Below are 24,864 nucleotides of genomic sequence, written 5' to 3' on the forward strand. Positions count from 1 at the left end.
TCGAGAATGTGGAGCAGGTTAGTGTGGGAGCGGGCTTGCCCGCGATGGCTGAGTGTCAGTCGATACATTGGTTGACTGATACACCGCTATCGCGGGCAAGCCCGCTCCCACACAAGCCCGCTCCCACATTTGGATCTTTGGTGCTTTTGAGATCAGTGCTTGGGCTGGTCGTTGGACATGGCCAGCAATTGCTTTTCCTGGTTCCAGTCGAACGGTTCGTCGTTCTGTTCGGCTTCGAAACGACGTTCTTCCAGGGCCTGGTACAGGTCCAGCTCATCGTCGGGCATGAAGTGCAGGCAGTCACCGCCGAAGAACCACAACAGGTCGCGCGGTACCAGATGGGCAATCTGCGGGTAGCGCAGGATGACCTGGCTCATCATGTCCTGGCCCAGGTATTGGCTTTCGATCGGGTCGATGGGCAGCAGGGCCCGCAGTTCATCAAAGCGTTCCAGGAACAGCGCGTGACTTTCCTCGGGAACCTGTTCGGCTTCGCCGACGGCAACCAGGATGCTGCGCAGGTGGTCGAGCAAGACGAGATGATCGGCAACGACGTTGGACACGAGAGTAAGTCCTCAAAAGCAAAAACGGGCGCGAGAGTATATAGCCCTCGCGCCCGTTTTTATATGACGGTTGGTCTCAGCGGACTCTGCCGGGCGCCTGGGCCAGCTCCTCTTTGCTGAAGTCATCCACGTCGATCACCTTGCGCCGCGCCACTTCCGCGTCGCGCAGGGTTTGCGCTTCAGCCGGTTGCAGCACGCCTGCTTCCAGTGCGGCGTCGATGGCGTGTTCCCCGGCGCGCGGCTTGACCTGGCCACTTTTGAGGGCGCTGTGGAGTTTCTTTTGCAGCGGGTGGCTGGCACCCAGTAGGTCATAGGCGTGTTGCAACGCGCCGACCGGATCTTCCGCCGATTGCGGGCGATAGCAGCCAGCCAGCAGTTCTTCCAGGGTCGGGTCGCCCTTGGCTCGGCCAATCACTGCGGCGACTTCAGCGTCCAGTGCATCGGACGGGCCTTTATGGCGACGCCCGAATGGGAACACGATGACCCGCATCAGGCAGCCCAGCACTTTGTTGGGGAAGTTGCTAAGTAACTCATCCAGCGCGCGTTCCGATTGGCCAAGGCTTTCTTCCATGGCCCAGGCAAACAGCGGTTCCAGATGATCCGGGGAGTCGAGGTCGTGGTAGCGCTTGAGCGCCGCCGAGGCCAGGTACATATGGCTGAGTACATCCCCCAGCCGTGCCGACAGGCGTTCACGACGCTTCAGCTCACCACCCAGCAGCATCATGCTCAGGTCTGCCAGCAGGGCGAACGCGGCGGCCTGGCGGTTGAGGGCGCGGAAGTAACCCTGGCTCAAGCGGTTGCCCGGGGCTTTTTCGAAGTGGCCCAGGCCCAGGTTCAACACCAGGGTGCTGGCGGCGTTGCTCACCGCAAAACCGATATGTTGCAGCAACAGCCCATCGAACTCCTTGAGTGCCTGGTCGCGATCTTCACGACCGGCGAGGGCCATTTCCTTGAGGACGAATGGATGGCAGCGAATCGCCCCCTGGCCGAAGATCATCAGGTTGCGCGAAAGGATATTCGCCCCTTCCACGGTGATGAAGATCGGCGCCCCCTGCCAGCTGCGGCCCAGGTAGTTGTTGGGGCCCATGATGATGCCCTTGCCGCCGTGCACGTCCATGGCGTGGCTGATGCACTCGCGGCCGCGCTCGGTCAGGTGGTACTTGAGGATCGCCGAGAGCACCGAAGGTTTTTCCCCCAGGTCGACCGCATTGGCGGTGAGCATCCGCGCACTGTCCATCAACCAGGCATTCCCGCCGATACGGGCCAGGGCTTCCTGGATGCCCTCGAAGGCGGACAGCGGTACGTTGAACTGCTCGCGCACCTGGGCGTACTGGCCGGTCACCAGGCTGGTGAACTTGGCTGCACCGGTGCCCACCGCCGGCAGGGAGATCGAACGGCCGACCGACAGGCAGTTCATCAGCATCATCCAGCCCTTGCCGAGCATTTCCTGGCCACCGATCAGGAAGTCCAGGGGAATGAACACATCCTTGCCGGAGTTGGGGCCGTTCATGAATGCCGCGCCGAGGGGCAGATGACGGCGCCCGATTTCCACGCCGGGGGTGTCGGTGGGGATCAGCGCCAGGCTGATGCCCAGGTCTTCTTCCTCGCCCAGCAGATGGTCCGGGTCATAGGCCTTGAAGGCCAGGCCCAGCAGGGTCGCGACCGGGCCCAGGGTGATATAGCGTTTTTCCCAGTTCAGGCGCAGGCCAAGGGTTTCCTTGCCTTGCCATTCGCCCTTGCAGATCACCCCGGTGTCGGGCATCGCGCCGGCATCGGAGCCGGCCAGCGGGCCGGTCAGGGCAAAGCACGGGATGTCATCGCCACGGGCCAGGCGCGGCAGGTAGTGGTTGCGTTGCTCGTCGGTACCGTAGTGCAACAGCAGCTCGGCCGGGCCCAGGGAGTTGGGGACCATGACGGTGGAGGCGAGGTCGCCGCTGCGGGTCGCCAGTTTCATTGCCACCTGGGAGTGGGCGTAGGCGGAAAAGCCCTTGCCACCGAACTCCTTGGGGATGATCAGGGCGAAGAAACCGTGTTGCTTGATATGGTCCCAGGCCGCTGCCGGCAGGTCCATGGCCTGGCCGATTTCCCAATCGGTGACCATCGCGCACAGCTCCTCGGTGGGGCCGTCGATAAAAGCCTGTTCCTCTTCGGTCAACTGCACCTTGGGGTAGGCCAGCAGCTTGTCCCAGTCGGGACGGCCGCTGAACAGTTCGCCGTCCCACCACACGGTCCCGGCGTCGATGGCATCGCGCTCGGTCTCGGACATCGGCGGCAATACTTTCTGGAACCAGTTGAACAGCGGTGCGGTGAAATACTGGCGACGCAGGTCGGGCAGCAGCAGGGGGGCGGCGACTACCGCGAGCAGCACCCAGAACACCAATAGCAACCAGCCCGGGGCATGGCTGAAGGCGCCCATCGCCAACAGGTAGACGGCGACCACGCCCAGGGCGGGCAGGGGCGCGGTACGACGGTGTGCCAGGTAGGCAATGCCGAGCACCAGAACCAGTATCCACAACAACAGCATATTCAATCCTCCGTGAAACCAGGGGCAGAAGCACCCTCAGAGCTTAGCCGGCATCCGGAAAAACGGTGCCTGAGGGTGTTACGTGGTGTGGCGGGAAGTGCTCGACAGTCACAGGCAGCAGGCGCCGACATTTGGCCGAATCGTCGTTAACCTTCGGTCGGGCCTGTGGTTAGACTCCAGGCTCGCCTCGGAGAAAATCCCCATGAATGCGTACTTGAGTCCCAGCCGCTTCATCGATAGTGACCACCCCACGGTGGTGGAGTTCGCCGAAAAACATCGCGGTTCGAGCCGTGATCCCCGTGACCAGGCAGTCAGTCTGTATTACGCCGTGCGCGAAGCGGTACGCTACAACCCTTACACCTTCAGCCGCGATCCGCAAACCCTGCGTGGTAGCTACGCCCTGGCTGCCGGGCAGAGCTATTGCGTGCCCAAGGCCACCCTGCTGGCGGCGTGCGCCCGGCATTGCGGCATAGCGTCGCGCATTGGCCTGGCCGATGTGCGCAACCATCTGTCGACCCCGCGCCTGATCGAGTTGCTCAAGAGTGATGTGTTCGCCATGCATGGCTACACGGAGTTGTATCTGGATGGGCGCTGGGTCAAGGCGACCCCGGCGTTCAACCAGCAATTGTGCGAATTGTTCGATGTGCCGCCCTTGGATTTCGACGGAATCAACGACAGCGTTTTCCACCCGTTCAACCGCCAGGGCCAGCGCTCCATGGAGTATGTGGTGGACCATGGGCAATTTGCCGAGGTGCCCGAGGAATTCTTCTTTGCCCACCTGGAAAAGTGTTACCCGCACCTGTTTGGCGAGCATTCGCCGCAATTGTTAGGTGATATGCAGAGCGATTTGAGTCGCGGCTGAACCGGCGTATGCTGCTCCGGCATTCATCCACTGGGAGGCGGTCATGCTGAAGATCTGGGGTCGTAAAAATTCGTCAAACGTCAGGAAAGCACTGTGGTGCGCCGAGGAACTCGGCCTGGACTATGAGGCAATTGATGCGGGCGGGGCCTTTGGTGTGGTCGATACACCGCAGTACCGGGCATTGAATCCCAATGGCCGGGTGCCGATGATCGAGGACGGCGAGTTTGTGTTGTGGGAATCCAACACCATCGTGCGTTACCTCTGCGCCAAACAGGCTTCGAGCTGGTACCCCGCCGATCTGCAGGCGCGGGCCAATGCCGAGAAGTGGATGGACTGGACCACCTCGACCTTTGCCGAACCGTTCAAGACGGTGTTCTGGGGCATTTTGCGCACGCCGGCCGAGCGGCAGGACTGGGACAGCATCCATGCCGGGCGCAATGCCTGTATCGAGGTGTTGAAAACCGTGGACCAGGCCCTGGCTGAGCAGCCCTACCTGTCCGGCAACGAGATCGGCATGGGTGATATTCCCCTGGGCAGCTTTATTTATGCCTGGTTCGAGATGCCGATCGAACGCCCGGCGATGCCCAATCTAGAGGCGTGGTACCGGCGTTTGCAGCAACGTCCGGCCTATCAAAAAGCGGTAATGACCGCGTTGACTTAATACTGACTATTAATACAGGTGACTGTACTTGTGCGGCGCAGGCAAGCACCATGCTTGCCGTGCGCTGCGGTTGTATTAGGTGTGGCGCGCCCTTATCTATTTCTTCTATTCCCTTCCTTGGTGCGTAATCCGATATGAGTTCCGCTCTGTCCATCCGGCAGCTAACCAAAACCTACGGCAACGGTTTCCAGGCCCTGAGTGGTATTGATCTGGATGTCGCCGAAGGTGATTTCTTCGCATTGCTCGGCCCCAACGGTGCCGGCAAATCCACCACCATCGGTATTCTGTCGACCCTGGTCAACAAGACCAGTGGCACGGTGAATATCTTTGGCCATGACCTGGATAAATCCCCGGCCGCGCTCAAGCGCTGCATTGGTGTGGTGCCCCAGGAGTTCAATTTCAACCAGTTTGAAAAGACCTTCGATATCGTCGTGACCCAGGCCGGTTACTACGGCATCCCGCCGAAAATCGCCAAGGAGCGCGCCGAGCAGTACCTGACCCAGCTGGGGTTGTGGGACAAGCGCGACGTGCCATCACGTTCCTTGTCCGGCGGCATGAAGCGGCGCCTGATGATCGCCCGCGCCCTGGTGCATGAGCCGCGCCTGCTGATCCTCGACGAACCGACGGCCGGCGTGGACATCGAATTGCGCCGCTCAATGTGGACCTTCCTCACCGAGCTGAACCAGAAAGGCATCACCATCATCCTCACCACCCATTACCTGGAAGAGGCTGAACAGCTGTGCCGCAACATTGGCATCATCGACCACGGCACCATTGTCGAGAACACCAGCATGCGTAACTTGCTGGGCCAGTTGCATGTGGAGACGTTCCTGCTTGACCTGAAAAACAACCTGTCCGCGCCCCCTGCGTTGATCGGCTACCCCAACCGCCTGGTGGACAGCCATACCCTGGAAGTGCAGGTCGATAAAACCGTGGGCATCACCGCGCTGTTCAGCCAACTGGCCTTGCAGAACATTGAAGTGCAGAGCCTGCGCAACAAAACCAATCGCCTGGAGGAGTTGTTCGTGTCCCTGGTGGAGAAGAATCTGGCGAAGGTGGCGGTATGAATTCCGAGTTCCAACCCAATCTGGTAGCGCTCAACACCATCGTCTACCGCGAAGTGAAGCGCTTTATGCGCATCTGGCCGCAGACCCTGCTGCCGCCAGCGATCACCATGGTTCTGTACTTCGTGATCTTCGGGAACCTGATCGGCCGGCAGATTGGCGATATGGGTGGCTTCACCTATATGGAATACATCGTGCCTGGGCTGATCATGATGTCGGTGATCACCAACTCCTACGGCAACGTGGTGTCGAGTTTCTTTGGCAGCAAGTTCCAGCGTTCCATTGAGGAATTGATGGTTTCGCCGGTGTCGCCACACACCATCCTGATCGGCTACACCCTGGGCGGCGTGCTGCGTGGCTTGATGGTCGGGGCGATTGTGACGGTGCTGTCGATGTTCTTCACCGACCTGCAGGTGCATCACCTGGGGGTGACCATCCTGGTGGTGGTGCTCACGGCGACAATCTTCTCGCTGCTGGGCTTTATCAACGCCGTGTTTGCGCGCAACTTCGATGACATCTCGATCATCCCGACCTTTGTGCTGACCCCGCTGACCTACCTGGGCGGCGTGTTCTACTCGATTACCCTGCTGCCGCCGTTCTGGCAGACCGTGTCGCTGGCCAACCCGGTGCTGCATATGGTCAATGCCTTCCGCTACGGGATCCTGGGCGTGTCGGATATCAAGATCAGCGTGGCGATCACCTTTATGATCGTGGCGACGGTGGTGTTGTATCTGGGCTGTGCACGGCTGCTGGTGAGCGGGCGTGGGATGCGTACCTAAGCCAGGTCTAAAGATGTGTGGGCATATGTGGGAGCGGGCTTGCCCGCGATAGCGGCGGGTCAGTTAAAGAGGTATTGACTGACACCTTGCAATCGCGGGCAAGCCCGCTCCCACATAAGCCCGCATACACACAGTCGGGTCAGGTGTGCAGGGCAATCTCAATCAGCTCATGCAACTCCTCAACCCGCATCGGCGCCGCGTCAAACAGAATTCGAAACACCGTCGGCGCCGCCAGCAGATTGATCAGTCGATCCACGCTGGGCAATGCCTGGCCGCTGCCTTGGTAACGGTCCAGGATCACTTGCAGTTGCCCACCCAGAATCGTCACGCAGTACCCCGGCGTCTGGCTGCACTGCACATCGCGCATCATCGTGCGCCCCGGTTCCGAACTCATCTCGTCCAGGTACTGCTCGGCCCAGGCTCGCAGGTCGCCGCGCAGGCTGCCGGTGTTGGCGGGCTCGCTGTCGGGGCGCATGCGGGCCAGGGCGACGTCGGCGAGCAGGGCTGCGAGGTCGCCCCAGCGCCGGTAGATGGTCGACGGCGTGACCCCGGCGCGTGTGGCAATTTGCGGTACTGTCACGCTGGCGCGCTCTTGCTCTTGCAGTAGCTGGCGCACCGCCGAATGAACCGATTCTTGTACCCGGGCACTACGGCCCCCCGGGCGGAGGCCTTCTTTTATCGCCATGCCAAAACCTTAACACAAAGAATTTGCTTTAAGCGCGACCCAGTAGCACACTCCACAAAAGCAAAATATTAGCTTTAGCGGAGCGTGCCCATGTCCAGCGTCACTTCTCATCGTTCCAGCCTGGTGTTTCTAGCGAGCACCATGCTGACGTTTCTCGCCGCCTCCAGCGCGCCGACGCCGTTGTATCACCTTTACCAGGAGGGCCTGCACTTTTCTGCTGGCACCTTGACGCTGATCTTCGGCGTCTATGCCTTGAGCCTGCTGGCTGCGTTGTTGACCGTCGGTTCGCTGTCGGATTACCTGGGGCGCAAGCCAGTGATCTTCGCCGCGCTGGTGCTGAATATGCTGGCGATGCTGCTGTTTATCTACGCCGACAGTGTTGCCTGGCTGATCGCCGCCCGCACTTTGCAGGGGGTTGCCACAGGCATGGCCACCGCCGTGCTCGGCGCTGCGTTGCTCGACACTGACCGTCGGCAGGGCCCGCTGGTCAACAGTGTCGCGCCATTGCTGGGCATGGCCTGTGGCGCCATGGGCAGCAGTGTGCTGGTGGAGTTCGCGCCGCTGCCGACCCAGTTGATCTATTGGGCCTTGCTCGCGCTGATGCTGTTGCAGAGCCTGTATGTCTGGCGCTTGCCGGAAAGCGTCAGCCCCATCCCTGGCGCGCTCGCCTCGCTATGGCCGACCCTGCATGTGCCGGCCCAGGCGCGCCGGGCCTTGTGGCTGTCGCTGCCGGTGGATATCGCGGTGTGGGCCATGAGCGGTTTCTACTTGTCGCTGGCGCCGTCGCTGGTAAGGGCGGCGACCGGATCCACCTCCAACCTGATCGGTGGCGGCCTGGTCGCGGTGTTGACCTTGAGCGGTGCGGTGATGATTTTCAGCCTGCGCAATCGCCCGGCGGGCAAGGTGCTGCGCCTGGGAGCCGGCCTGTTGGCCGTGGGCGTCGCACTGATCCTCGGTGCGGTTCACAGCGCCAACCTGAGCTTGTTTTTCTTCGCCACGCTGGTGGCTGGCAGCGGATTTGGCGCAGGTTTTCTCGGCGCGTTGCGCAGCGTAGTCCCCCTGGCCTTGCCCCATGAGCGGGCCGGGTTGATGTCGGCGTTCTACGTCCTCAGTTACCTGGCGTTCTGCCTGCCGACCCTGTTGGCGGGCAACCTGACCCGCAGTTTTGGCCTGATCGCTACCACTTATGGCTACGGCGGGGTGTTGATCGTATTGGCCCTCGGCGCCTTGATTGGCTTGATGAGGCAAGCGCCGGCCAAGTCTGCATATAGGTGAAACAGATAACAGTTAGAGATATTACCCGTTATATAGATATTCCTTAGGCTTCTATCATGGGCTCAACCTCATACGAGGAAGAGGATTGAGCCATGACCTGCCCCAATAGCATCACCCCCAGTTACAAACCTTTCAGCCATTTGGCCGCCCCCAGGGAAGTGATTCGCCAGTTCACCCCCAACTGGTTCGCCGCCACCATGGGCACCGGCGTGCTGGCGTTGGCCCTGGCGCAATTGCCGGTGCAATTGCCGGGTGTCTATGCCATCGCCGAAGGGCTGTGGCTGCTGACGATCGTTTTGTTTGTGTTGTTCAGCGGTTTATACGCGGCGCGCTGGGTGATGTTTTTTCACGAGGCGCGGCGAATCTTCGGACACTCCACGGTCTCGATGTTCTTCGGCACCATCCCCATGGGCCTGGCGACCATTATCAATGGCCTGCTGCTGTTTGGCCTGCCGCGCTGGGGCGAGGGCGTGGTGCAACTGGCCGAGGCCCTGTGGTGGCTGGACGTCGCCATGGCCCTGGCGTGTGGGGTGTTGATCCCGTTCATGATGTTTACCCGCCAGGAACACAGCATCGACCAGATGACAGCGGTCTGGCTGTTGCCGGTGGTGGCTGCCGAAGTCGCCGCCGCCAGTGGTGGCCTGTTGGCGCCGCATCTGGTCGACGCCCATTCGCAACTGGTGATGCTGGTGACCAGCTACGTGCTCTGGGCGTTTTCTTTGCCGGTTGCGTTCAGCATTCTGACGATCCTGATGCTGCGCATGGCCCTGCATAAACTGCCCCACGCCAACATGGCCGCGTCGAGCTGGCTGGCCCTGGGCCCGATCGGCACCGGCGCCCTGGGCATGTTGCTGCTGGGCCAGGACGCGCCGGCGATCTTCGCCGCCAATGGCTTTGCCGGCATCGGCGAGATTGCCGCCGGCCTGGGGCTGGTTGCCGGCATCACCCTGTGGGGCCTGGGCCTGTGGTGGATGTTGATCGCGGTGCTGATCACCCTGCGTTACCTGCGTGCCGGGATTCCATTCAACCTGGGCTGGTGGGGGTTTACCTTCCCGCTGGGGGTGTATGCCCTGACCACGTTGAAACTGGGCAGTACTTTGCACCTGGCATTTTTCAGCGTGACCGGCAGCGTGCTGGTCGCCGCGCTGGCCCTGATGTGGCTGGTGGTCAGCAAGCGCACGGTGCAGGGTGCCTATAAAGGTGAGCTGTTTGTTTCACCGTGCATTGCAGGATTGGGGAATAAGTAAGCAGGATTAGGTAAAGTCGTGGCCTGAAAAATCAATAAAGCCTTCAGGCCACGCAGGAACACTGACGATGAGTCACCCCTCGCAATTTACTTTGCTGCGCAAACGGCGTTTTCTGCCGTTCTTCATTACCCAGTCCCTGGGGGCGTTCAACGACAATATTTTCAAGCAGTCGTTGATCCTCGCCATTCTCTACAAGCTGACCATCGAAGGTGACCGCTCGATCTGGGTCAACCTGTGCGCCTTGCTGTTTATCCTGCCGTTCTTCCTGTTCTCGGCCCTGGCCGGGCAGTTTGGCGAGAAATTCAACAAGGATGCGTTGATCCGCGCAATCAAGCTCGGCGAGATCGTGATCATGGTCGTGGGGGCCGTCGGCTTTATGACCAACCACCTGGAACTGATGCTGCTGGCGCTGTTTGCCATGGGCACCCACTCGGCGCTGTTTGGCCCGGTGAAGTACTCGATCATGCCGCAAGCCTTGCGCGAAGAGGAGTTGGTGGGCGGCAATGGCCTGGTGGAAATGGGCACATTCCTGGCGATCCTCGCCGGGACCATCGGGGCCGGGGTCATGATGTCCTCTGCGCAGTACGCGCCGGTGGTGTCGACTGCGATTGTCGCGATTGCCGTGCTGGGCTACCTGGCCAGCCGGGGTATCCCGCGCGCCGCGGCGTCCAGCCCCGAGATGCGCCTGGACTGGAACATCTTCAGCCAGTCCTGGGCCACCTTGCGCCTGGGCCTGGGGCAGACGCCCGCCGTGTCGCGCTCGATTGTCGGCAACTCGTGGTTCTGGTTTGTCGGGGCGATCTACCTCACGCAAATCCCGGCCTACGCCAAAGAGTGGCTGTATGGCGATGAGACCGTGGTGACCCTGATTCTCACGGTGTTCTCGGTCGGTATCGCGTTGGGCTCGATGCTCTGCGAAAAACTCTCCGGGCGTAAGGTGGAAATCGGTCTGGTGCCCTTTGGTTCATTCGGCCTGACGGTGTTTGGCCTGTTGCTCTGGTGGCATTCCGGTGGCTTCCCGCAAAACGTCCAGGCCAACGACTGGCTGGCGGTGTTGGGGTACGGCCAGGCCTGGTGGGTGCTGGCTGACATCCTCGGCCTGGGGGTGTTTGGCGGGTTCTATATCGTGCCGCTGTATGCCTTGATCCAGTCGCGTACCGCTGAAAACGAGCGGGCGCGGGTGATTGCCGCCAACAATATTCTCAATGCGCTGTTCATGGTGGTCTCGGCGATTGTCACCATCGTGCTGTTGAGTGTGGCCAAGCTGTCGATCCCCGAGCTGTTCCTGGTGGTGTCGCTGCTCAACATTGCGGTCAACACCTACATCTTCAGGATTGTTCCCGAGTTCACCATGCGCTTCATGATCTGGCTGCTCGGCCACTCCATGTACCGCGTGCAGCATCGCGACCTGCAACATATACCGGACGAAGGTGCGGCGCTGCTGGTGTGCAACCATGTGTCGTTTGTCGATGCATTGCTGATTGGCGGCGCGGTGCGTCGGCCGATTCGCTTTGTGATGTATTACAAGATCTACCGCTTACCGGTGCTCAACTTTATCTTCCGCACCGCTGGCACCATTCCGATTGCCGGACGCCATGAAGACCTGCAGATCTACGAAAAGGCCTTCCAGCGCATCAGCCAGTACCTGAAGGATGGCGAGTTGGTGTGCATCTTCCCCGAAGGCAAGTTGACTGCCGACGGTGAGATGAACGAGTTCAAGAGTGGCGTGACACGGATTCTCGAGGAAACCCCGGTACCCGTGATTCCCATGGCGTTGCAGGGGTTGTGGGGGAGCTTTTTCAGCCGTGACCCGAACAAGGGGATCTTTCACCGGATCTGGTCGCGGGTGACGTTGGTGGCGGGGCCGCCGTTGGCGGTGGAGCAGGCGACGCCACAGGCCTTGCAGGAACAGGTTGGGGCGTTGCGGGGGAGTGTCAGGTAGGTTTTCGGATTTAAGGGCCTCATCGCAGGCAAGTCGACGATTCGACTTGCCTGCGATAGCGTTAGTGGCTTACGCGCTAATCTTGAGCCCGATCAACCCGGCAATGATCAACGCCACACTGGCCAGTCGGAACAGCGCCATGGACTCCCCAAACAGGATAATCCCGGCAATCACCGTGCCCACTGCACCGACGCCGGTCCAGATGGCATAGGCGGTACCCAGCGGCAGCTCCTTCATGGCCAGCCCCAGCAGGCCGAGGCTGACGGCCATGGCGGCAATCGTCAGGGCGGTGGGCATTGGCTTGCTGAAACCGTCGGTGTATTTCAGGCCGACGGCCCAGCCAACTTCAAACAACCCGGCGAAAAACAGAATGACCCAGGACATAAAGACCTTCCTTTTAGAAGTGGGGTCGTCCCCTGGTAAGTGCTCAAACGAGTCGCGGGGTCGTCCCCGCGAAGGTTCGTAGAGTGCCGAAAAGCCCGCAGCCGATCAAGTTTCGGTGAGGGCCTTGCGATCTTCCTTCTCGCTCATCCGGCGGAAATACGTCGACAACAACGCCCCGGAAATATTGTGCCAGACACTGAACAACGCGCTGGGCACCGCCGCCAGTGGCGAGAAGTGCGCACTGGCCAGTGCGGCGCCCAGCCCCGAGTTCTGCATGCCGACTTCCAGGGCCAATGACTTGCGTTGGGCCAGTGGCAGCCCGAATACGCGGGCGGTGAGGTAACCCAGCAGGTAGCCAAAGCTGTTGTGCAGCATCACCACCGCCATGATCAGCAGGCCCGACTCGGCAATCTTCGCCTGGCTTGCAGCCACCACGGCAGCGACGATGGTCACGATGCTGACCACTGAGACCAGCGGCAGCACTTCGACGGCATGACGCACGCGCTCACCCAGCAGACGCTGCGCCAGGACACCCAGCACGATAGGCAGCAACACCATTTGCAGGATCGACCAGAGCAGGTCCATGAACGACACCGGCAACCAGGCCGAGGCCAGCAGCCAGATCAAGGCCGGCGTCAGCAGCGGGGCGAGGAGGGTGGTGATGGAAGAGATGGCCACTGACAGCGCCAGGTCGCCACGGCCCAGCCACGTCATGACGTTGGAAGAGGTGCCACTAGGGCAGCAACCGACCAGAATCACGCCAACGGCGATTTCTGCTGGCAGGTTGAAGGTCTGGCACAGCAGCCAGGCCACGCTGGGCATGATCACAAATTGCGCGATCACGCCCAGGGCCACGCGCCACGGATGGCGCGCGACTTCGGCGAAATCTTCCAGTTTGAGGGTCAGGCCCATGCCGAACATCACCAGGCCCAGCAGCGGCACGATGGCGCTTTTCAGGTCGATAAACCAGTGGGGCTGAAGGAAGGCGAGCACAGCAAAAATCAGCACCCAGTAGGCGAAGGTAGTGCCGGCGAAACGGCTCAAGGCGGCGAGTGCGCGCATGGCGATGTCCTTATTATTAGAGTACTGGGAGTGGTAACCCCATCAACTGTGGGAGCTGGCTTGCCTGCGATAGCGGTGTGTCAGTCAGTGACTCTGTAACTGATACGCCGCCATCGCAGGCCAAGCTCCTACATTGAGCGTGCGCGTTTAGATGCCTTGCGGGGTCTCTTCACCACCCAATGCTTCCACCAGCGCCGGCAGGAAGTCGCCGAAGGTCAGCATCATCAGGGTAAAGCTGGCATCCAGTTGGCCCAGGGCTTCGTCGCCGCCGTCCTGTTCGGCCTGGTCTTGCAGCAGGTCTTCAAACTTCAGGCGCTTGACGGTCATTTTGTCGTCGAGCATGAACGACAGCTTGTCCTGCCAGGCCAGGGACAGTTGGGTCACGACTTTGCCGGTGGTCAGGTGCAGCTGGATTTCTTCGCCGGTCAGGTCCTGGCGCTTGCAGCGCACGATGCCGCCGTCTTCGTGGGTGTCGCGCAGTTCGCATTCGTCGAGCACGAAGAAGTCATCGGCCGGCTTCTGGGTGGTGACCCAGTCGGTCATCACCGCAGTCGGCGCGGTTTTCACGGTCAGTGGGCGTACCGGCAGGGTGCCGATCACTTCACGCAGGGTCGACAGCAGGTCTTCGGCGCGCTTGGGGCTGGCCGAGTTCACCAGGATCAGGCCCTGTTTCGGCGCGATGGCAGCGAAGGTCGACGAGCGACGGATAAACGCACGAGGCAGGAAGGCCTGGATGATTTCATCCTTGATCTGGTCGCGCTCCTTTTTGTAGACCTTGCGCATTTGCTCGGCTTCGATCTCTTCGACCTTTTCCTTCACCGCATCACGCACCACGCTACCCGGCAGGATACGTTCTTCCTTGCGCGCAGCGATCAGCATGAAGTCACCGCTGACGTGCACCAGGGGCGCGTCTTCGCCTTTGCCAAAAGGCGCGACGAAACCGTAAGTGGTCAACTCCTGGCTTGCACAAGGGCGCGCCAGTTTGGTGGCCATTGCAGTTTCCAACGCCTCGGCATCAACAGGCAGATCTTGGGTCAGGCGATAGATAAGCAGGTTCTTGAACCACATGGGGTGAGTCTCTCCTTTATACAAAGTGGGGCATTATTCTCTTGATAAGGCCTGAGGCCAACCCTGCCTAAGCCATTGGAAGGGCTGAAAAAAAAGATTTAAGAAAGTGCTTGCCAGACCAGGGGACGCTCCGTAGAATGCGCGCCACACCGAAACGAAGGGTGATTAGCTCAGCTGGGAGAGCATCTGCCTTACAAGCAGAGGGTCGGCGGTTCGATCCCGTCATCACCCACCATTCGCTTCATGTGTTACGCGCAGCGGTAGTTCAGTCGGTTAGAATACCGGCCTGTCACGCCGGGGGTCGCGGGTTCGAGTCCCGTCCGCTGCGCCATATTCGGTAACCTGGAACACTGAACGCCAGGTCACCACAGAAAGCCCGCTCATCGAGCGGGCTTTTTGCTGTCTGGGGTTTGCCTTTCTGTGGGGACGGGCTTGCTCGCGAAGCACCTGAGAGCGCCGCGTCGTCCTTTTGTGGGGCTGGGGCGGGGTAACCAATAGGCTCGCGTTTACCCACTCCACGCGCCGGTTTTCCGGGGCGTAGGCTGCCGGCGAAAAGATATTTTAAATAAATTGCATTTAAATCAACACATTGCGGATTTTTCGTATATGATGCGCCCCGCACCGAACGTAAAGGGTGATTAGCTCAGCTGGGAGAGCATCTGCCTTACAAGCAGAGGGTCGGCGGTTCGATCCCGTCATCACCCACCATTACGTCCAACGCTACGCGCAGCGGTAGTTCAGTCGGTTAGAATACCGGCCTGTCACGCCGGGGGTCGCGGGTTCGAGTCCCGTCCGCTGCGCCATATTCGGTTACCTGGAACGCTGAACGCCAGGTCACCACGCAAAGCCCGCTCATTGAGCGGGCTTTTTTGTGCCTGGGATTTGCTGTCCTACAACCCCACCAGCCGGTAGCCCACCTGCAATTCGGTAATAAAGTACTGCGGCTGCGCCGGATCCACCTCCAGCTTTTGCCGTAGATGCGCCATATGACAGATTGGCCGGCGCGCTGCCGACGATTTCTTCCAGCGAGTGCCATTGGCGGTTCAGGCGCAAGGCGGTCCCGGCGACACCGAGCAGGGTGTTGCGCATTTTTTCGCCTTCCATCTGCACCAGGTTGCTTTGCGCCACTTCGACGAAATGCACACGCTCCAGGGCAATCGCCAGTTGGCTCATGCAGGCTTCCACCAGGCGGTGTTCCTGTGGGTCGTTCAGGCGATCGCGCTGGGCCAGTTCCAGCACGCCGCGTTCGATAACAACAGCGCCGAACCGAAGCGGGCCCAGCCCATGGTTTCCTGTGGGTCGATGCCCGCAGGCGATAGGTATAACGTTCCGGCAAGGCATGGTGGGTTCCGGTGAAGACCCGGGTCAGCCATTTGCCCATCAGTACGGCGAGCCCCGTCATTTAAACGCTGGGGTGCTGCTGAGGTTGACGACCCGCTTATTTGGTTTTCTTTTTCTTCTCGCTGCGGGTGGCGAGGTGTTCGAAGCAAAACGCGGCAGTGCCGAAGAGCGCAATCATCGACAGGACGACCATGCCTAAAGTTGAACTTTCCACGATAACTTCCTACGGGTGTTGGGGTAGGAGGTAACGGTAGAGGGTTTGGACTTAGTTACTCAATAGCGGCGACGTAAACGTTATGGCGAACAGGCAAACTATATGAACTCTTTACAGGGGGCGGATAAAAACCCTAAAACCTGAGACTCAATTATGGCGAGCGGGCTTGTTGTGGCGAGCGGGCTTGCCCGCGTTGGGCTGCGTAGCGGCCCCAAAACCATCCCCCCGGTCTACCTGGAAAACTCGGCGCGACCCTACTGGGGCCGCTGCGCGACCCAACGCGGGCAAGCCCGCTCGCCACAGCAATCGCGGTTTTGCTCTTGCTCAGCCATGACCTGACGGAATACCCCCATACCCATTGGTCGATTGCACCGCGGCCGGCACCCACGCTTATCTATAGCCACGCGAAGACTTCAAGGCGGCACAGTGCCCGCTTCTAACAATGGCCTGCAAAGGCAATAAAAATAGTCTGTCTGGGGAAGCGCACGAGATGAAATACCCATTGCGTCCTTTGGTCTTCTGGCCAACCTTTCTGATCTTGCTGGCGGCGGTGATCGCCAGCTACGTTGACCTCACCGCATTCCTCGCCGTGAGCAAACAGCTCAATACGGTGATCCTGCAAAACTTTTCCTGGCTATTCAGTGCCGGTTCTTTCGCCATGCTGGTGCTCACGGCCATTGTGTATTTTTCGCCCCTGGGCCAGGTGCGTATCGGCGGGGAGGGCGCCACGCCGCTGTTGAGCAAATGGCGCTGGTTCATGGTCGCGCTGTGCACCACCCTGGCGGTGGGCGTGCTGTTCTGGACCACGGCCGAACCGCTCTACCATCTGTACTCGCCACCCTCCAGCCTGCCGATCGAGGCGGGCAGCGCGGCGGCCAAGAGCTTTGCCTTGTCGACAATGTTCCTGCACTGGACCCTCACGCCCTACGCGATTTACCTGGTGCCCTCCCTGGTGTTTGCCCTGGTGTTCTACAACCTGCGCAGCCACTTCTCGATTGGCGCCATGTTGCAACCCTTGCTCGGCGCCGAGCGGGTCAAACGCTATGCCGGGTTGATCGACACCCTGGCGATGTTCGCCCTGGTCGCAGGCATGGCGTCGTCCCTGGGCACCGGGGCGCTGACCCTGTCCGGTGGCCTGAGCCAGTACATCGGCGGTGAGACCACGCCGTTGCGCCTGGGCCTGATCATCGCGGTGATCGTGTTCACCTTTGTCGCCTCGGCCGCCAGCGGCCTGCAGCGCGGCATCGTCATGCTGTCGTCGTTCAACACCTGGATCATGCTGGCCCTGGGCGCGTTCGTGTTGGTGTGTGGGCCAACCCTGTACATCTTCAGCCTGGGCGTCGAGTCCCTGGGGGTGTACCTCGACACCTTCTTCAGCCGCAGCCTGTCCACCGGTGCCGCCAGTGGCGACAGCTGGCCGCAGAGCTGGACGGTGTTCTACTGGTCGGTGTGGTTCGCCTGGGCCCCGGTCAGTGCGCTGTTCCTCGGCAAGATCGGCCGGGGCTACAGGGTGCGCGAATTTATCCAGATCAATATGTTGTACCCGGCGCTGTTTACCGCGCTGTGGATCTGCATTTTCTCCGGTAGCAGCCTGTACTTCGATGCCCTCGGCGATGGCAGTTTGAACCGCGTGCTCAACGAGCAAGGCGTGGAGCATGTGCTGTACCAGATGTTCCAGCAGTTGCCGGCCAGCGGCCTGATGATCGCGTTTTTGTTGTTTGTTGCCTTTATCTCCTTTGTCACCGCCGCCGACTCCAGCACCGACGTGATCGCCAACCTGTGCAGCAAAGGCGTCACCGCCGATTCGGACCTGGACGGCAACCCGCTGCTGAAGATTGTCTGGGGCGTGATCATCGGCACGGTGTCGTGGGTCATGGTGGCCTTTGTCGGCATCGACGGGGTGAAGATGCTCTCCAACCTCGGCGGCCTGCCGGGAATGATCCTGGTGCTGCTGGCCAGCACGTCGTTGCTCTACTGGTTGAAGAACCCCGCGCTGCTGGACGTAAAGGCCCCTGCGGTCCACGTCGAACCTGGCCTGCGTGGTGCCAGCCCCGTGGCGGATTTTGCCCGCTGACTTGCCTCTTTGTTGCTGGAGTTACCGATGGAAATCGTCACCGAATTTGCCTACAAGGTCCTTGAAATCGAGCACTGCCTGATCCCCCTGAGCGACGGCACGCAACTGGCAGCGCGTATCTGGCTGCCTGACACCGCCAGTGTGCAGGCCTTCCCGGCGATCCTCGAATACCTGCCCTATCGCAAGCGTGATGGTACGGCGCTACGCGATGCGCTGACCCATCCGTGGATGGCGGGGCAGGGCTATGTCTGCGTGCGGGTCGATATGCGCGGTAATGGCGAATCCCAGGGCCTGATGGCCGATGAGTACCTGTTGCAGGAGCAGGATGACGCCCTCGAAGTGATCGACTGGCTGTGCCAGCAGCCCTGGTGCGACGGCAACCTGGGAATGATGGGCATCTCCTGGGGCGGCTTCAACAGCCTGCAAGTCGCCGCGCGCCAGCCCGAAGCATTGAAGGCGATCATCACCCTGTGCTCCACCGATGACCGCTATGCCGATGACATCCATTACAAGGGCGGCAACCTGCTGCTGGAGAACTTCGGCTGGGCCGCGACCATGCTCAACTTCAGCGCGGCGGCGCCCGACCCGCTGCTGGTCGGCGATGCCTGGAAAAGCCTGTGGCAACAACGCCTCGACGCCATGCCGCTGCTGGCCGAGACCTGGCTGCAGCACCAGACCCGCGATGCCTATTGGCGTCACGGTTCGGTCTGCGAGGACTACTCGGCGATCAAGGCGGCGGTGTATGCCGTGGGCGGTTGGGGCGATGCCTACAAGAATGCGGTGCCGCGCCTGATGCAACATCTGCCGGGACCGAAGAAAGCCATGATCGGCCCGTGGATTCACAAGTACCCGCACTTCGCCGTGCCCAACCCGGCCATTGGCTTCCTGCAGGAGGCCAGGCGCTGGTGGGACCACTGGCTTAAAGGTATCGACAATCGGGTGATGGACGACGCTGCCTGCACCTTTTACCTACAGGATGTGCTGGCACCCAAGGGCAGTTATGCCGAGCGCCCAGGGATCTGGGTGCAGACCTCGGGCTGGCCCGATCCCCAGGTGCAATGGACCGACTACAGCCTCAACGACCATGGCCTCAGCCCCGGCCAGCAGGCACTGGGCGGCCCGCGCAGTATCTGTTCGCCACTGACCACCGGTCTGCACCAGGGCGAGTACTGCGCCATCTGGTTCGGCCCCGATGGCCCCACCGATCAGCGTCGCGACGATGCGCAGTCGCTGTGTTTCGACTCGCCGCCGTTGGCTGAACCCCTGGCGCTGCTGGGGGATGTGCGCTTGCACCTGCGCCTGGCCAGCGATACCCCCTGCGGGCAACTGGTGGCACGTCTGAATGCGGTGGCGCCCGACGGCCAAGTCACGCAGATCACCTACGGCGTGCTTAACCTTGTCCTACGTGAAGATTTCTCCCGTCTGACGCCGCCTGTGCCGGGCGAGCCCATGGACGTGCAATTGAACCTGGATCACGTCGGCGTGCGCGTGCCGGCCGGCCACCGCCTGCGTCTGGCCCTGAGTACCGCGAGCTTCCCGTTGCTGTGGCCCAGTCGCGAGTTGACCACCCTGACTGTGCTGCCCGCCGTGCAGCGTGTGCAATTGCCGATCTTCAGCGGCGCGGCCGTGCCGTGCCCGTTCGAGGCCCCGCAAGCGGCTAGCCCGGTTGCGCTGGAGGTGCTGCGGGCGGCAGCGCCTAAACGCACCTTGAGCGAGGATGTGGGCAGTGGCGAAGTCTGCGTCACCATCGAGGACGACCTGGGCGCCGTGCGTTTCACCGAGCATGGCCTGGCGGTGGACCAGCGCTGTACCGAGCAATATCGCACCTTGCCCTGGGACCCGTTGTCGACCCAGGCCGATATCCACTGGCAGTACCGCGTCGAGCGAGCGCCGTGGTCGGTGGCGGTCGACAGCCGCCTGCAGGTGCGCGCCGACGCCCAGTGGTTCTACATTGAGGCGCAGCAGCAGGCCCTGGAAAACGGGGTGCAGGTGCATCACCGCACCTGGAGCAAACGGGTCGCGCGGGTCGCGTTGTGAGCGGGCAAATGGCAGGATGCCTGCTCATCTGATCAGCCACGGATCCCTGCATGTCGCGCCGAAATGTCGACCTTCCACCGCTCAATTGTTTGCAGACGTTTGAAGCGGCCGCCCGTCATCTGAGCTTTACCCAGGCGGCCCACGAACTGAACCTGACCCAAAGCGCGGTGAGCCGGCAGATCAAGCGCCTCGAAGAGGACCTGGCACGGCCGCTGTTTTATCGGTTGGCGTTGGGGCTGAGCCTGACCCCGGCCGGGGTGCGTTACTTTCGCACCATCCAGCGCCTGCTGCGCGAGCTCGACCGTGAGTCGGCGGAGCTGCGCCGACGCGGTGCCGATCGCCAACTGACCCTGGCCAGCACGCCGACCATCAGCTCGATCTGGCTCGCCGCGCTGCTGCCGGCGTTCCAGCATGCGCACCCGGACCTGGATATCCGCATCCTGTGCAGTGAAAGCCCGAGCCACCTGGATGTCAGCGAATATGACCTGGGCCTGTTCTACCACCTCGACGAACTGCCGGCGCCCCTTGGCCTGGAACTGACCCCGGTGTTTGCCAGCGAGCAGGTCATCGCCGTGTGCAGCCCCGCCTACATCGAGCGTTATGGCGCGATACGCGACGCCCAACACCTGTTGCACAGCCATACCTTGTTGATCGTCGAGGACCACTATCACGATTGGTTGACCTGGACCGACTGGTTCGCCGATATCGGCGCGCAATACCACACGCCCCGGCACGCTTTGCGCACCAACAGCTATCAGTTGCTGATGCAGTCGGCGGTGATGGGGCATGGCGTGGCCCTGGGCTGGAAGCGCTTGCTCGAAGGCGAGCTGGCTGCCGGGCGCCTGCAACTGGCCTTGGCGCACCACATGCACAGCCGTGGCCGCCTGCAACTGATGCAACCACAGCATCGCAACCCGCCTTCGGCAGCGCGTAGTTTTCAGCAATGGTTGCTGACGGCGTCCGATACAACGCCGCAGGGGCTGTTCGGTGGGAGCGGGCTTGCCCGCGATGATCGTTAACGATGACGCGGTGAGGCGTTCTTGCTGACGTCAGCGCGGGCGTTGTTCACGGGGCGTTGCGGCTATGCCGATAATCACTCACCGCTTCATACACCGCCTTGCGCAGCCGATTGATCCCCCCAATCGGCCGGTGCTCTTCCACACCAAACCATGGGTTGAACGACTGGTTGTCGCAGGCCAGGTTCAAGGCTGGGGTATCAAAGTCCTGCGCCGGAATGCGGATTTTTGCCACGCTCTCGTAGGGCGCGTCGCTTTCCTTCCATTCGATGCTGGTGTCTTCGATGGGCATGTATTTCTGTGGGTTCTGGCGCTGGATCTGCAACACAAAACACGCGTCGACCCGGTCGGTGGACAACTGCTGGCTCAAGGCGCTGCGCAGGAAGTTCGGCAAGTCCTGGTTCTGCTTGGGCAAGCTGTACTCCGGGCAGCTTTGCGGGTCCGGGGCGACGCGGAACTTGGCGTTGGCCGTGCCAAATTTGTAGGGCGATACCGAAAAGTATGTCGCCTCGGTCGGGCTGGCGGGGGCCGGCGCCAACGTCGCCAGGGCGATGAACAGATGGCGCACCTGCCAACTGCGCGGGTCGAGGCTGGGGAAAAACGCCATGGCCTTCTTGCCATCGGCCTGGGCCCCGACGTTCTGCGCGTATTCCGCCACGTCGCTGACAAAGAAGTTGGGGTGGCTGAACATCACAAAGTCCTGCTCGGTGCGCGCCTGCTGATCGGACAGCAGTTGCTTGCCCGGCACGTCCAGCAGTTTGATCGCCAAGCCGCGGGCGTCGCGGATGCTATCGAACTGTGGATAAGCGTTGCCGTTGGACAGGCGCATCATCGCCTGCCAGGTCTTGCCCGGCTCGGCGAACACGCCCTGGCGCAGCGCCGGGTCGAGACCTGGCAGCACACTGACTTCGGCCTTCACGCAGCCATGGGCCTTGGCATGGGCATCACGCAGGTAGCGGGTGCCTTCGCGGTGCTGGTCGACGATACGCACGGCCGTCTGAATGATGCCTTGGGTCATGGCGGCTTCGCCGGGTGGAATCTGTTCATCGGCCGACACCGGGCCGCGGTGGTGCCAGGCAAACCACAGGGTCGCCAGCAACCAGCCGAGCAAGCCCAGGCCCACCAGCCATAACAGCGTCTTGCCGAGAAACGCGCCGAGGCGCAGCCACAGTCGAGCGAGCATGGAACGGTCCTTGTATCGAAATGGGGAAGTCATGGCAGTTGTTGCTCCAGGGGGCCGCCCAGTACTTTGAGGTATTCCAGCAGCGCCCAGCGCTCCTCAGGCTCCAGGCCCCGGCCAATTACCCCATTGCCACGCTTGCCGGCGCGGAATTCGTGGCCGCTGTTGTGGTTGCCGGTGATGCGGGTATCGAACAGGAACGCATTTTTAAAGGCTTCGGTGCGATAACCCAGGTGACGCGGGTTGTAATCGAAGGTGCCTTTATAGAAGGTGCGGCTGCGCTCGTACTGGGGCGAAAGCAACTGGTAGATCGTCGGCACCGAACCATTGTGCAGGAACGGCGGCGTGGCCCACACGCCAGCCAGGGGGCGGGCCTTGTAGGCGCGCAGTTCGCGCACGCCGATAGGCAGGCCGTAGCCGTCCAGGCGCGGGCGTTCGGCCGGGGTGATGCCGGCGGCGCGGTAGGCGTGCTCTTCGACAAACGCCGTGACATAGGCCAGGCCCTTGGCCACGGACAGGCTGCGCAAGTCCAGCGGTTCGGTCGGCGTCGGGTGCAACTCCACATTCAACTGCGCCAGTTCGGCCGGGTCCCATTGCAGGGCGCTGAGGTCGTAGCGCTGGTCGGCAATGTTGCTGGCGGTGCCTGGGTCGGTGCCGATGTAGTCCACTGGCAGCATCTTCAACTGCTGCACCGGGCGCCCGTTGACTTCGCTCACGCTGGGCACATGGCAAGCTGCGCAGTTCTCTGCGAACAGCGCGCGGCCACGGGCGGCCAGGGGTTTGTCGATGGTGCCGAACAGCGCTTCAGGCCAGGTCGGCGGCTTGAGCCGTTGCAGGGTTTCTTCGATGCGGTTCAGGTCACGCACGCGTACGCTGGAAGGGTAGCGTGCATCGCCCTTGAGCGGCTGGCCGGCGTTGTCGAAGAACGCCAGGGTCGCGCCTACGCCCAAGGCTTCGCCGATATTGCGCGCCATGGGTTGCTGGGCCGAGCCGTTCCATTGCACCCAGTCGAAGGTCCACATGTCCCACAGTTGCGGGTAGTCCACCGGCGCGTTGGCGATGCGGTAGTTGTCCGGCGAAATCGCATCACCAAAGCTCGCGTTGGCGATGCGGCCGAACGCATCGGTGCGCCCCGGGCCTTCTTCGGTGGGGTAGAGACCACGGTGGGTATCGTTCCAGGCCACCTTGAGGAAGTTGTCCAGGGACTTTTTGAAGTCCTGGCGCAACTGATCGTACTGGGCGTCGTATTGATCCCCCAGCACGCTGTGGGCGAAGCGCCTGAACTTCAGCGGGTTGTAATAGGTGGAGGCGAGACTGGCCACCAACGCCTGGCCGAAGCTGCCACCGCGCAGGGTCGGCACGCTGGAGGGCAGCACATGCTGTGCAGCGCCGCCGTCGATGCGCAGGGCCTGGCCATTGAAGTGCAATTCGCCGGTGTGGCAGGCGGCACAAGTGATATCGAGAAACTCGTCGTCGCTGCCGGCATTCTTGTGCCGGGCGAAGCCGACGGGCAGGTTGCCAGGGTTCTGGGCTGTGGCCTGTTGTCGCGGGTCCACGAGGAAACCGAAACGCGCCAGGTTGGCCGGTTCGGCAAAACGCTGCTGGGAAAACGGCAGCTCCAGCGCGGTGAACCAGTTATAGCGCAGGCCCTTGACCTGGGTGCCCTGGGGCGTGAAGTAGTAGACCTGGCGGTCGGTGGCGGTCCATTGGTCCTGGTAGTGCACCTGCTGCACCGGCACGTAATCCGGCAGCTTGGGGTTGACCACGTAATAGAGGACCACGGCCAGGGCCAGTCCCATAAATGACAGGATCAGGAGTAAAACACGGGAAAAAATGCGCAAGATAACTATCCTTGTCGAGTTGTTGCGTCCTTATGCCACCGAGCGTAGCAGGCGGCAAGTAGCCATGATCGGTCTGTTGCGGCGGTTTTCGGCTTGCCTGCTGTCCTTCGCCGGGCTTTGGGGCAGATGAAAATGCTTTTAAACACGTGAACTTATCAGAAGTTTCCTGCTCACATGCCGGTAGCCATTGGTCGTGGCCGCCTGATAAGCTCGCGACTTTATTCGAATGCCCTTTTGGCGCATGAACAAGGAAATAGCATGAAACAGCATCGGTTGGCGGCGGCGGTGGCCCTGGTTAGCCTGGTACTTGCGGGTTGTGATTCGCAAACCAGCGTAGAGCTGAAAACCCCGGCGCAGAAAGCTTCCTACGGTATCGGCCTGAACATGGGCAAAAGCCTGGCTCAGGAAGGTATGGACGACCTGGACTCCAAGGCCGTGGCCCAAGGCATCGAAGATGCCGTCGGCAAGAAAGAACAGAAGCTGAAAGACGAAGAACTGGTGGAAGCGTTTTCCGCACTGCAGAAGCGTGCTGAAGAACGCATGACCAAGATGAGTGAAGAGTCGGCAGCTGCCGGCAAGAAATACCTCGAAGAAAATGCCAAGAAAGACGGTGTAGTCACCACCGCTTCCGGTCTGCAGTACAAGATCGTGAAGAAAGCCGAAGGCGCCCAGCCCAAGCCAACCGACGTAGTGACTGTTCACTACACCGGCAAGCTGACCAACGGCACCACCTTTGACAGCTCCGTGGATCGCGGTAGCCCGATTGACCTGCCGGTCAGCGGCGTGATCCCGGGTTGGGTCGAAGGCCTGCAACTGATGCACGTGGGTGAGAAGGTCGAGTTGTACATCCCGTCCGACCTGGCCTATGGCGCCCAGAGCCCGAGCCCGGCAATTCCAGCCAACTCCGTACTGGTCTTCGACCTGGAGCTGCTGGCAATCAAGGACCCGGCCAAGGCCGATGCGCCTGAGGCACCGGCTGCCAAGTAAGCCGCTGCAAAACACCCAACGCCCCGTTTTACGGGGCGTTGTTGTTTCTGGTGTGGGGCTT

At 61.3% G+C, this 24,864-nt stretch carries 19 protein-coding genes, 4 tRNA genes and 1 pseudogene; 15 read left to right on the top strand and 9 right to left on the bottom strand.

Features of this window, described 5'->3' with window-relative positions; translation table 11 throughout:
* Nucleotides 1–152 precede the first annotated feature (152 nt).
* Both HU773_RS09060 and HU773_RS09065 read right to left on the bottom strand, forming a co-directional pair.
* Nucleotides 153–560, bottom strand: a complete 408-nt coding sequence (locus HU773_RS09060; RefSeq protein WP_057438892.1) for a PA2817 family protein — start codon at nt 558–560, stop codon at nt 153–155.
* Nucleotides 561–636: 76 nt separating this feature from the next.
* Nucleotides 637–3,084, bottom strand: a complete 2,448-nt coding sequence (locus HU773_RS09065) for an acyl-CoA dehydrogenase (RefSeq protein WP_057959010.1) — start codon at nt 3,082–3,084, stop codon at nt 637–639.
* A 202-nt stretch (nt 3,085–3,286) separates the two neighbouring features.
* Here HU773_RS09065 and HU773_RS09070 point away from each other — a divergent pair, with 202 nt between their 5' ends.
* From HU773_RS09070 to HU773_RS09085, 4 genes are all read left to right on the top strand, one after another.
* Nucleotides 3,287–3,946: a transglutaminase-like domain-containing protein gene (locus tag HU773_RS09070; RefSeq protein ID WP_057438894.1), complete on the top strand. Its 660-nt coding sequence runs from the start codon at nt 3,287–3,289 to the stop codon at nt 3,944–3,946.
* A gap of 43 nt (nt 3,947–3,989) precedes the next feature.
* Nucleotides 3,990–4,607: a glutathione S-transferase family protein gene (locus HU773_RS09075; RefSeq protein WP_115127706.1), complete on the top strand. Its 618-nt coding sequence runs from the start codon at nt 3,990–3,992 to the stop codon at nt 4,605–4,607.
* Between the two features lie 134 nt (nt 4,608–4,741).
* Complete coding sequence (locus tag HU773_RS09080; protein WP_057438895.1) at nt 4,742–5,674, top strand: ABC transporter ATP-binding protein; 933 nt, start codon at nt 4,742–4,744, stop codon at nt 5,672–5,674.
* On the top strand, nt 5,671–6,450 hold the full coding sequence (locus HU773_RS09085) for an ABC transporter permease (protein WP_057438896.1): 780 nt from the start codon (nt 5,671–5,673) through the stop codon (nt 6,448–6,450). The genes HU773_RS09080 and HU773_RS09085 overlap by 4 nt, the downstream gene beginning before the upstream one ends.
* Before the next feature lie 139 nt (nt 6,451–6,589).
* Here HU773_RS09085 and HU773_RS09090 read toward each other — a convergent pair whose 3' ends face one another.
* A complete protein-coding gene (locus tag HU773_RS09090) occupies nt 6,590–7,135 on the bottom strand; it encodes a TetR/AcrR family transcriptional regulator (protein ID WP_186625500.1) in 546 nt (181 codons plus the stop codon).
* A gap of 90 nt (nt 7,136–7,225) precedes the next feature.
* Here HU773_RS09090 and HU773_RS09095 point away from each other — a divergent pair, with 90 nt between their 5' ends.
* The 3 genes from HU773_RS09095 (at nt 7,226) to HU773_RS09105 (ending at nt 11,599) form a co-directional block, all read left to right on the top strand.
* The gene (locus HU773_RS09095; protein WP_186625502.1) at nt 7,226–8,410 is read left to right on the top strand and encodes an MFS transporter; all 1,185 of its coding nucleotides are present in this window, start codon (nt 7,226–7,228) and stop codon (nt 8,408–8,410) included.
* 92 nt (nt 8,411–8,502) lie between these two features.
* Complete coding sequence (locus HU773_RS09100; protein WP_057438898.1) at nt 8,503–9,657, top strand: TDT family transporter; 1,155 nt, start codon at nt 8,503–8,505, stop codon at nt 9,655–9,657.
* 67 nt (nt 9,658–9,724) lie between these two features.
* A complete protein-coding gene (locus tag HU773_RS09105; protein ID WP_128593445.1) occupies nt 9,725–11,599 on the top strand; it encodes an MFS transporter in 1,875 nt (624 codons plus the stop codon).
* 69 nt (nt 11,600–11,668) lie between these two features.
* Here HU773_RS09105 and sugE read toward each other — a convergent pair whose 3' ends face one another.
* The 3 genes from sugE to rdgC form a co-directional block, all read right to left on the bottom strand.
* On the bottom strand, nt 11,669–11,983 hold the full coding sequence (gene sugE, locus HU773_RS09110; protein ID WP_057438900.1) for a quaternary ammonium compound efflux SMR transporter SugE: 315 nt from the start codon (nt 11,981–11,983) through the stop codon (nt 11,669–11,671).
* A 105-nt stretch (nt 11,984–12,088) separates the two neighbouring features.
* Nucleotides 12,089–13,045 (bottom strand): bile acid:sodium symporter family protein, encoded by a 957-nt coding sequence (locus HU773_RS09115; RefSeq protein ID WP_186625504.1) that lies wholly within the window; start codon nt 13,043–13,045, stop codon nt 12,089–12,091.
* Between the two features lie 147 nt (nt 13,046–13,192).
* Complete coding sequence (gene rdgC / locus HU773_RS09120) at nt 13,193–14,113, bottom strand: recombination-associated protein RdgC (protein WP_057438902.1); 921 nt, start codon at nt 14,111–14,113, stop codon at nt 13,193–13,195.
* A 159-nt stretch (nt 14,114–14,272) separates the two neighbouring features.
* Between rdgC and HU773_RS09125 the strand changes: the two genes are divergently transcribed.
* The 4 genes from HU773_RS09125 (at nt 14,273) to HU773_RS09140 (ending at nt 14,916) form a co-directional block, all read left to right on the top strand.
* Nucleotides 14,273–14,348, top strand: a tRNA-Val gene (locus HU773_RS09125).
* A gap of 19 nt (nt 14,349–14,367) precedes the next feature.
* Nucleotides 14,368–14,444, top strand: a tRNA-Asp gene (locus tag HU773_RS09130).
* A gap of 301 nt (nt 14,445–14,745) precedes the next feature.
* Nucleotides 14,746–14,821: transfer RNA gene (locus HU773_RS09135), tRNA-Val, on the top strand.
* 18 nt (nt 14,822–14,839) lie between these two features.
* Nucleotides 14,840–14,916 (top strand) — tRNA-Asp (locus HU773_RS09140).
* Nucleotides 14,917–15,003: 87 nt separating this feature from the next.
* Here HU773_RS09140 and HU773_RS27625 read toward each other — a convergent pair.
* Nucleotides 15,004–15,102 (bottom strand): annotated as a pseudogene (locus HU773_RS27625) (DNA-binding response regulator); the annotation flags it as partial.
* A 1,056-nt stretch (nt 15,103–16,158) separates the two neighbouring features.
* On the opposite strand from HU773_RS27625, the gene HU773_RS09150 reads away from it, so the two are divergent.
* From HU773_RS09150 to HU773_RS09160, 3 genes are read left to right on the top strand one after another with little or no spacing between them, the layout of a single operon-like run.
* Nucleotides 16,159–17,742: a BCCT family transporter gene (locus HU773_RS09150; protein WP_057959020.1), complete on the top strand. Its 1,584-nt coding sequence runs from the start codon at nt 16,159–16,161 to the stop codon at nt 17,740–17,742.
* A 27-nt stretch (nt 17,743–17,769) separates the two neighbouring features.
* On the top strand, nt 17,770–19,779 hold the full coding sequence (locus HU773_RS09155) for a CocE/NonD family hydrolase (protein WP_120732300.1): 2,010 nt from the start codon (nt 17,770–17,772) through the stop codon (nt 19,777–19,779).
* 50 nt (nt 19,780–19,829) lie between these two features.
* Nucleotides 19,830–20,798, top strand: a complete 969-nt coding sequence (locus HU773_RS09160) for a LysR substrate-binding domain-containing protein (protein ID WP_169989425.1) — start codon at nt 19,830–19,832, stop codon at nt 20,796–20,798.
* A 46-nt stretch (nt 20,799–20,844) separates the two neighbouring features.
* Here HU773_RS09160 and HU773_RS09165 read toward each other — a convergent pair whose 3' ends face one another.
* Complete coding sequence (locus HU773_RS09165) at nt 20,845–21,978, bottom strand: catalase family protein (RefSeq protein ID WP_120732304.1); 1,134 nt, start codon at nt 21,976–21,978, stop codon at nt 20,845–20,847.
* 29 nt (nt 21,979–22,007) lie between these two features.
* Nucleotides 22,008–23,816, bottom strand: a complete 1,809-nt coding sequence (locus tag HU773_RS09170) for a di-heme-cytochrome C peroxidase (RefSeq protein ID WP_120732306.1) — start codon at nt 23,814–23,816, stop codon at nt 22,008–22,010.
* A 258-nt stretch (nt 23,817–24,074) separates the two neighbouring features.
* On the opposite strand from HU773_RS09170, the gene bamJ reads away from it, so the two are divergent.
* Nucleotides 24,075–24,803: a BamJ family beta-barrel-assembly machinery protein gene (bamJ, locus tag HU773_RS09175; RefSeq protein WP_057959025.1), complete on the top strand. Its 729-nt coding sequence runs from the start codon at nt 24,075–24,077 to the stop codon at nt 24,801–24,803.
* The last annotated feature ends 61 nt before the right edge of the window (nt 24,804–24,864 follow it).

The organism is Pseudomonas shahriarae (assembly GCF_014268455.2).
Taxonomy (GTDB): Bacteria; Pseudomonadota; Gammaproteobacteria; order Pseudomonadales; family Pseudomonadaceae; genus Aquipseudomonas; species Aquipseudomonas shahriarae.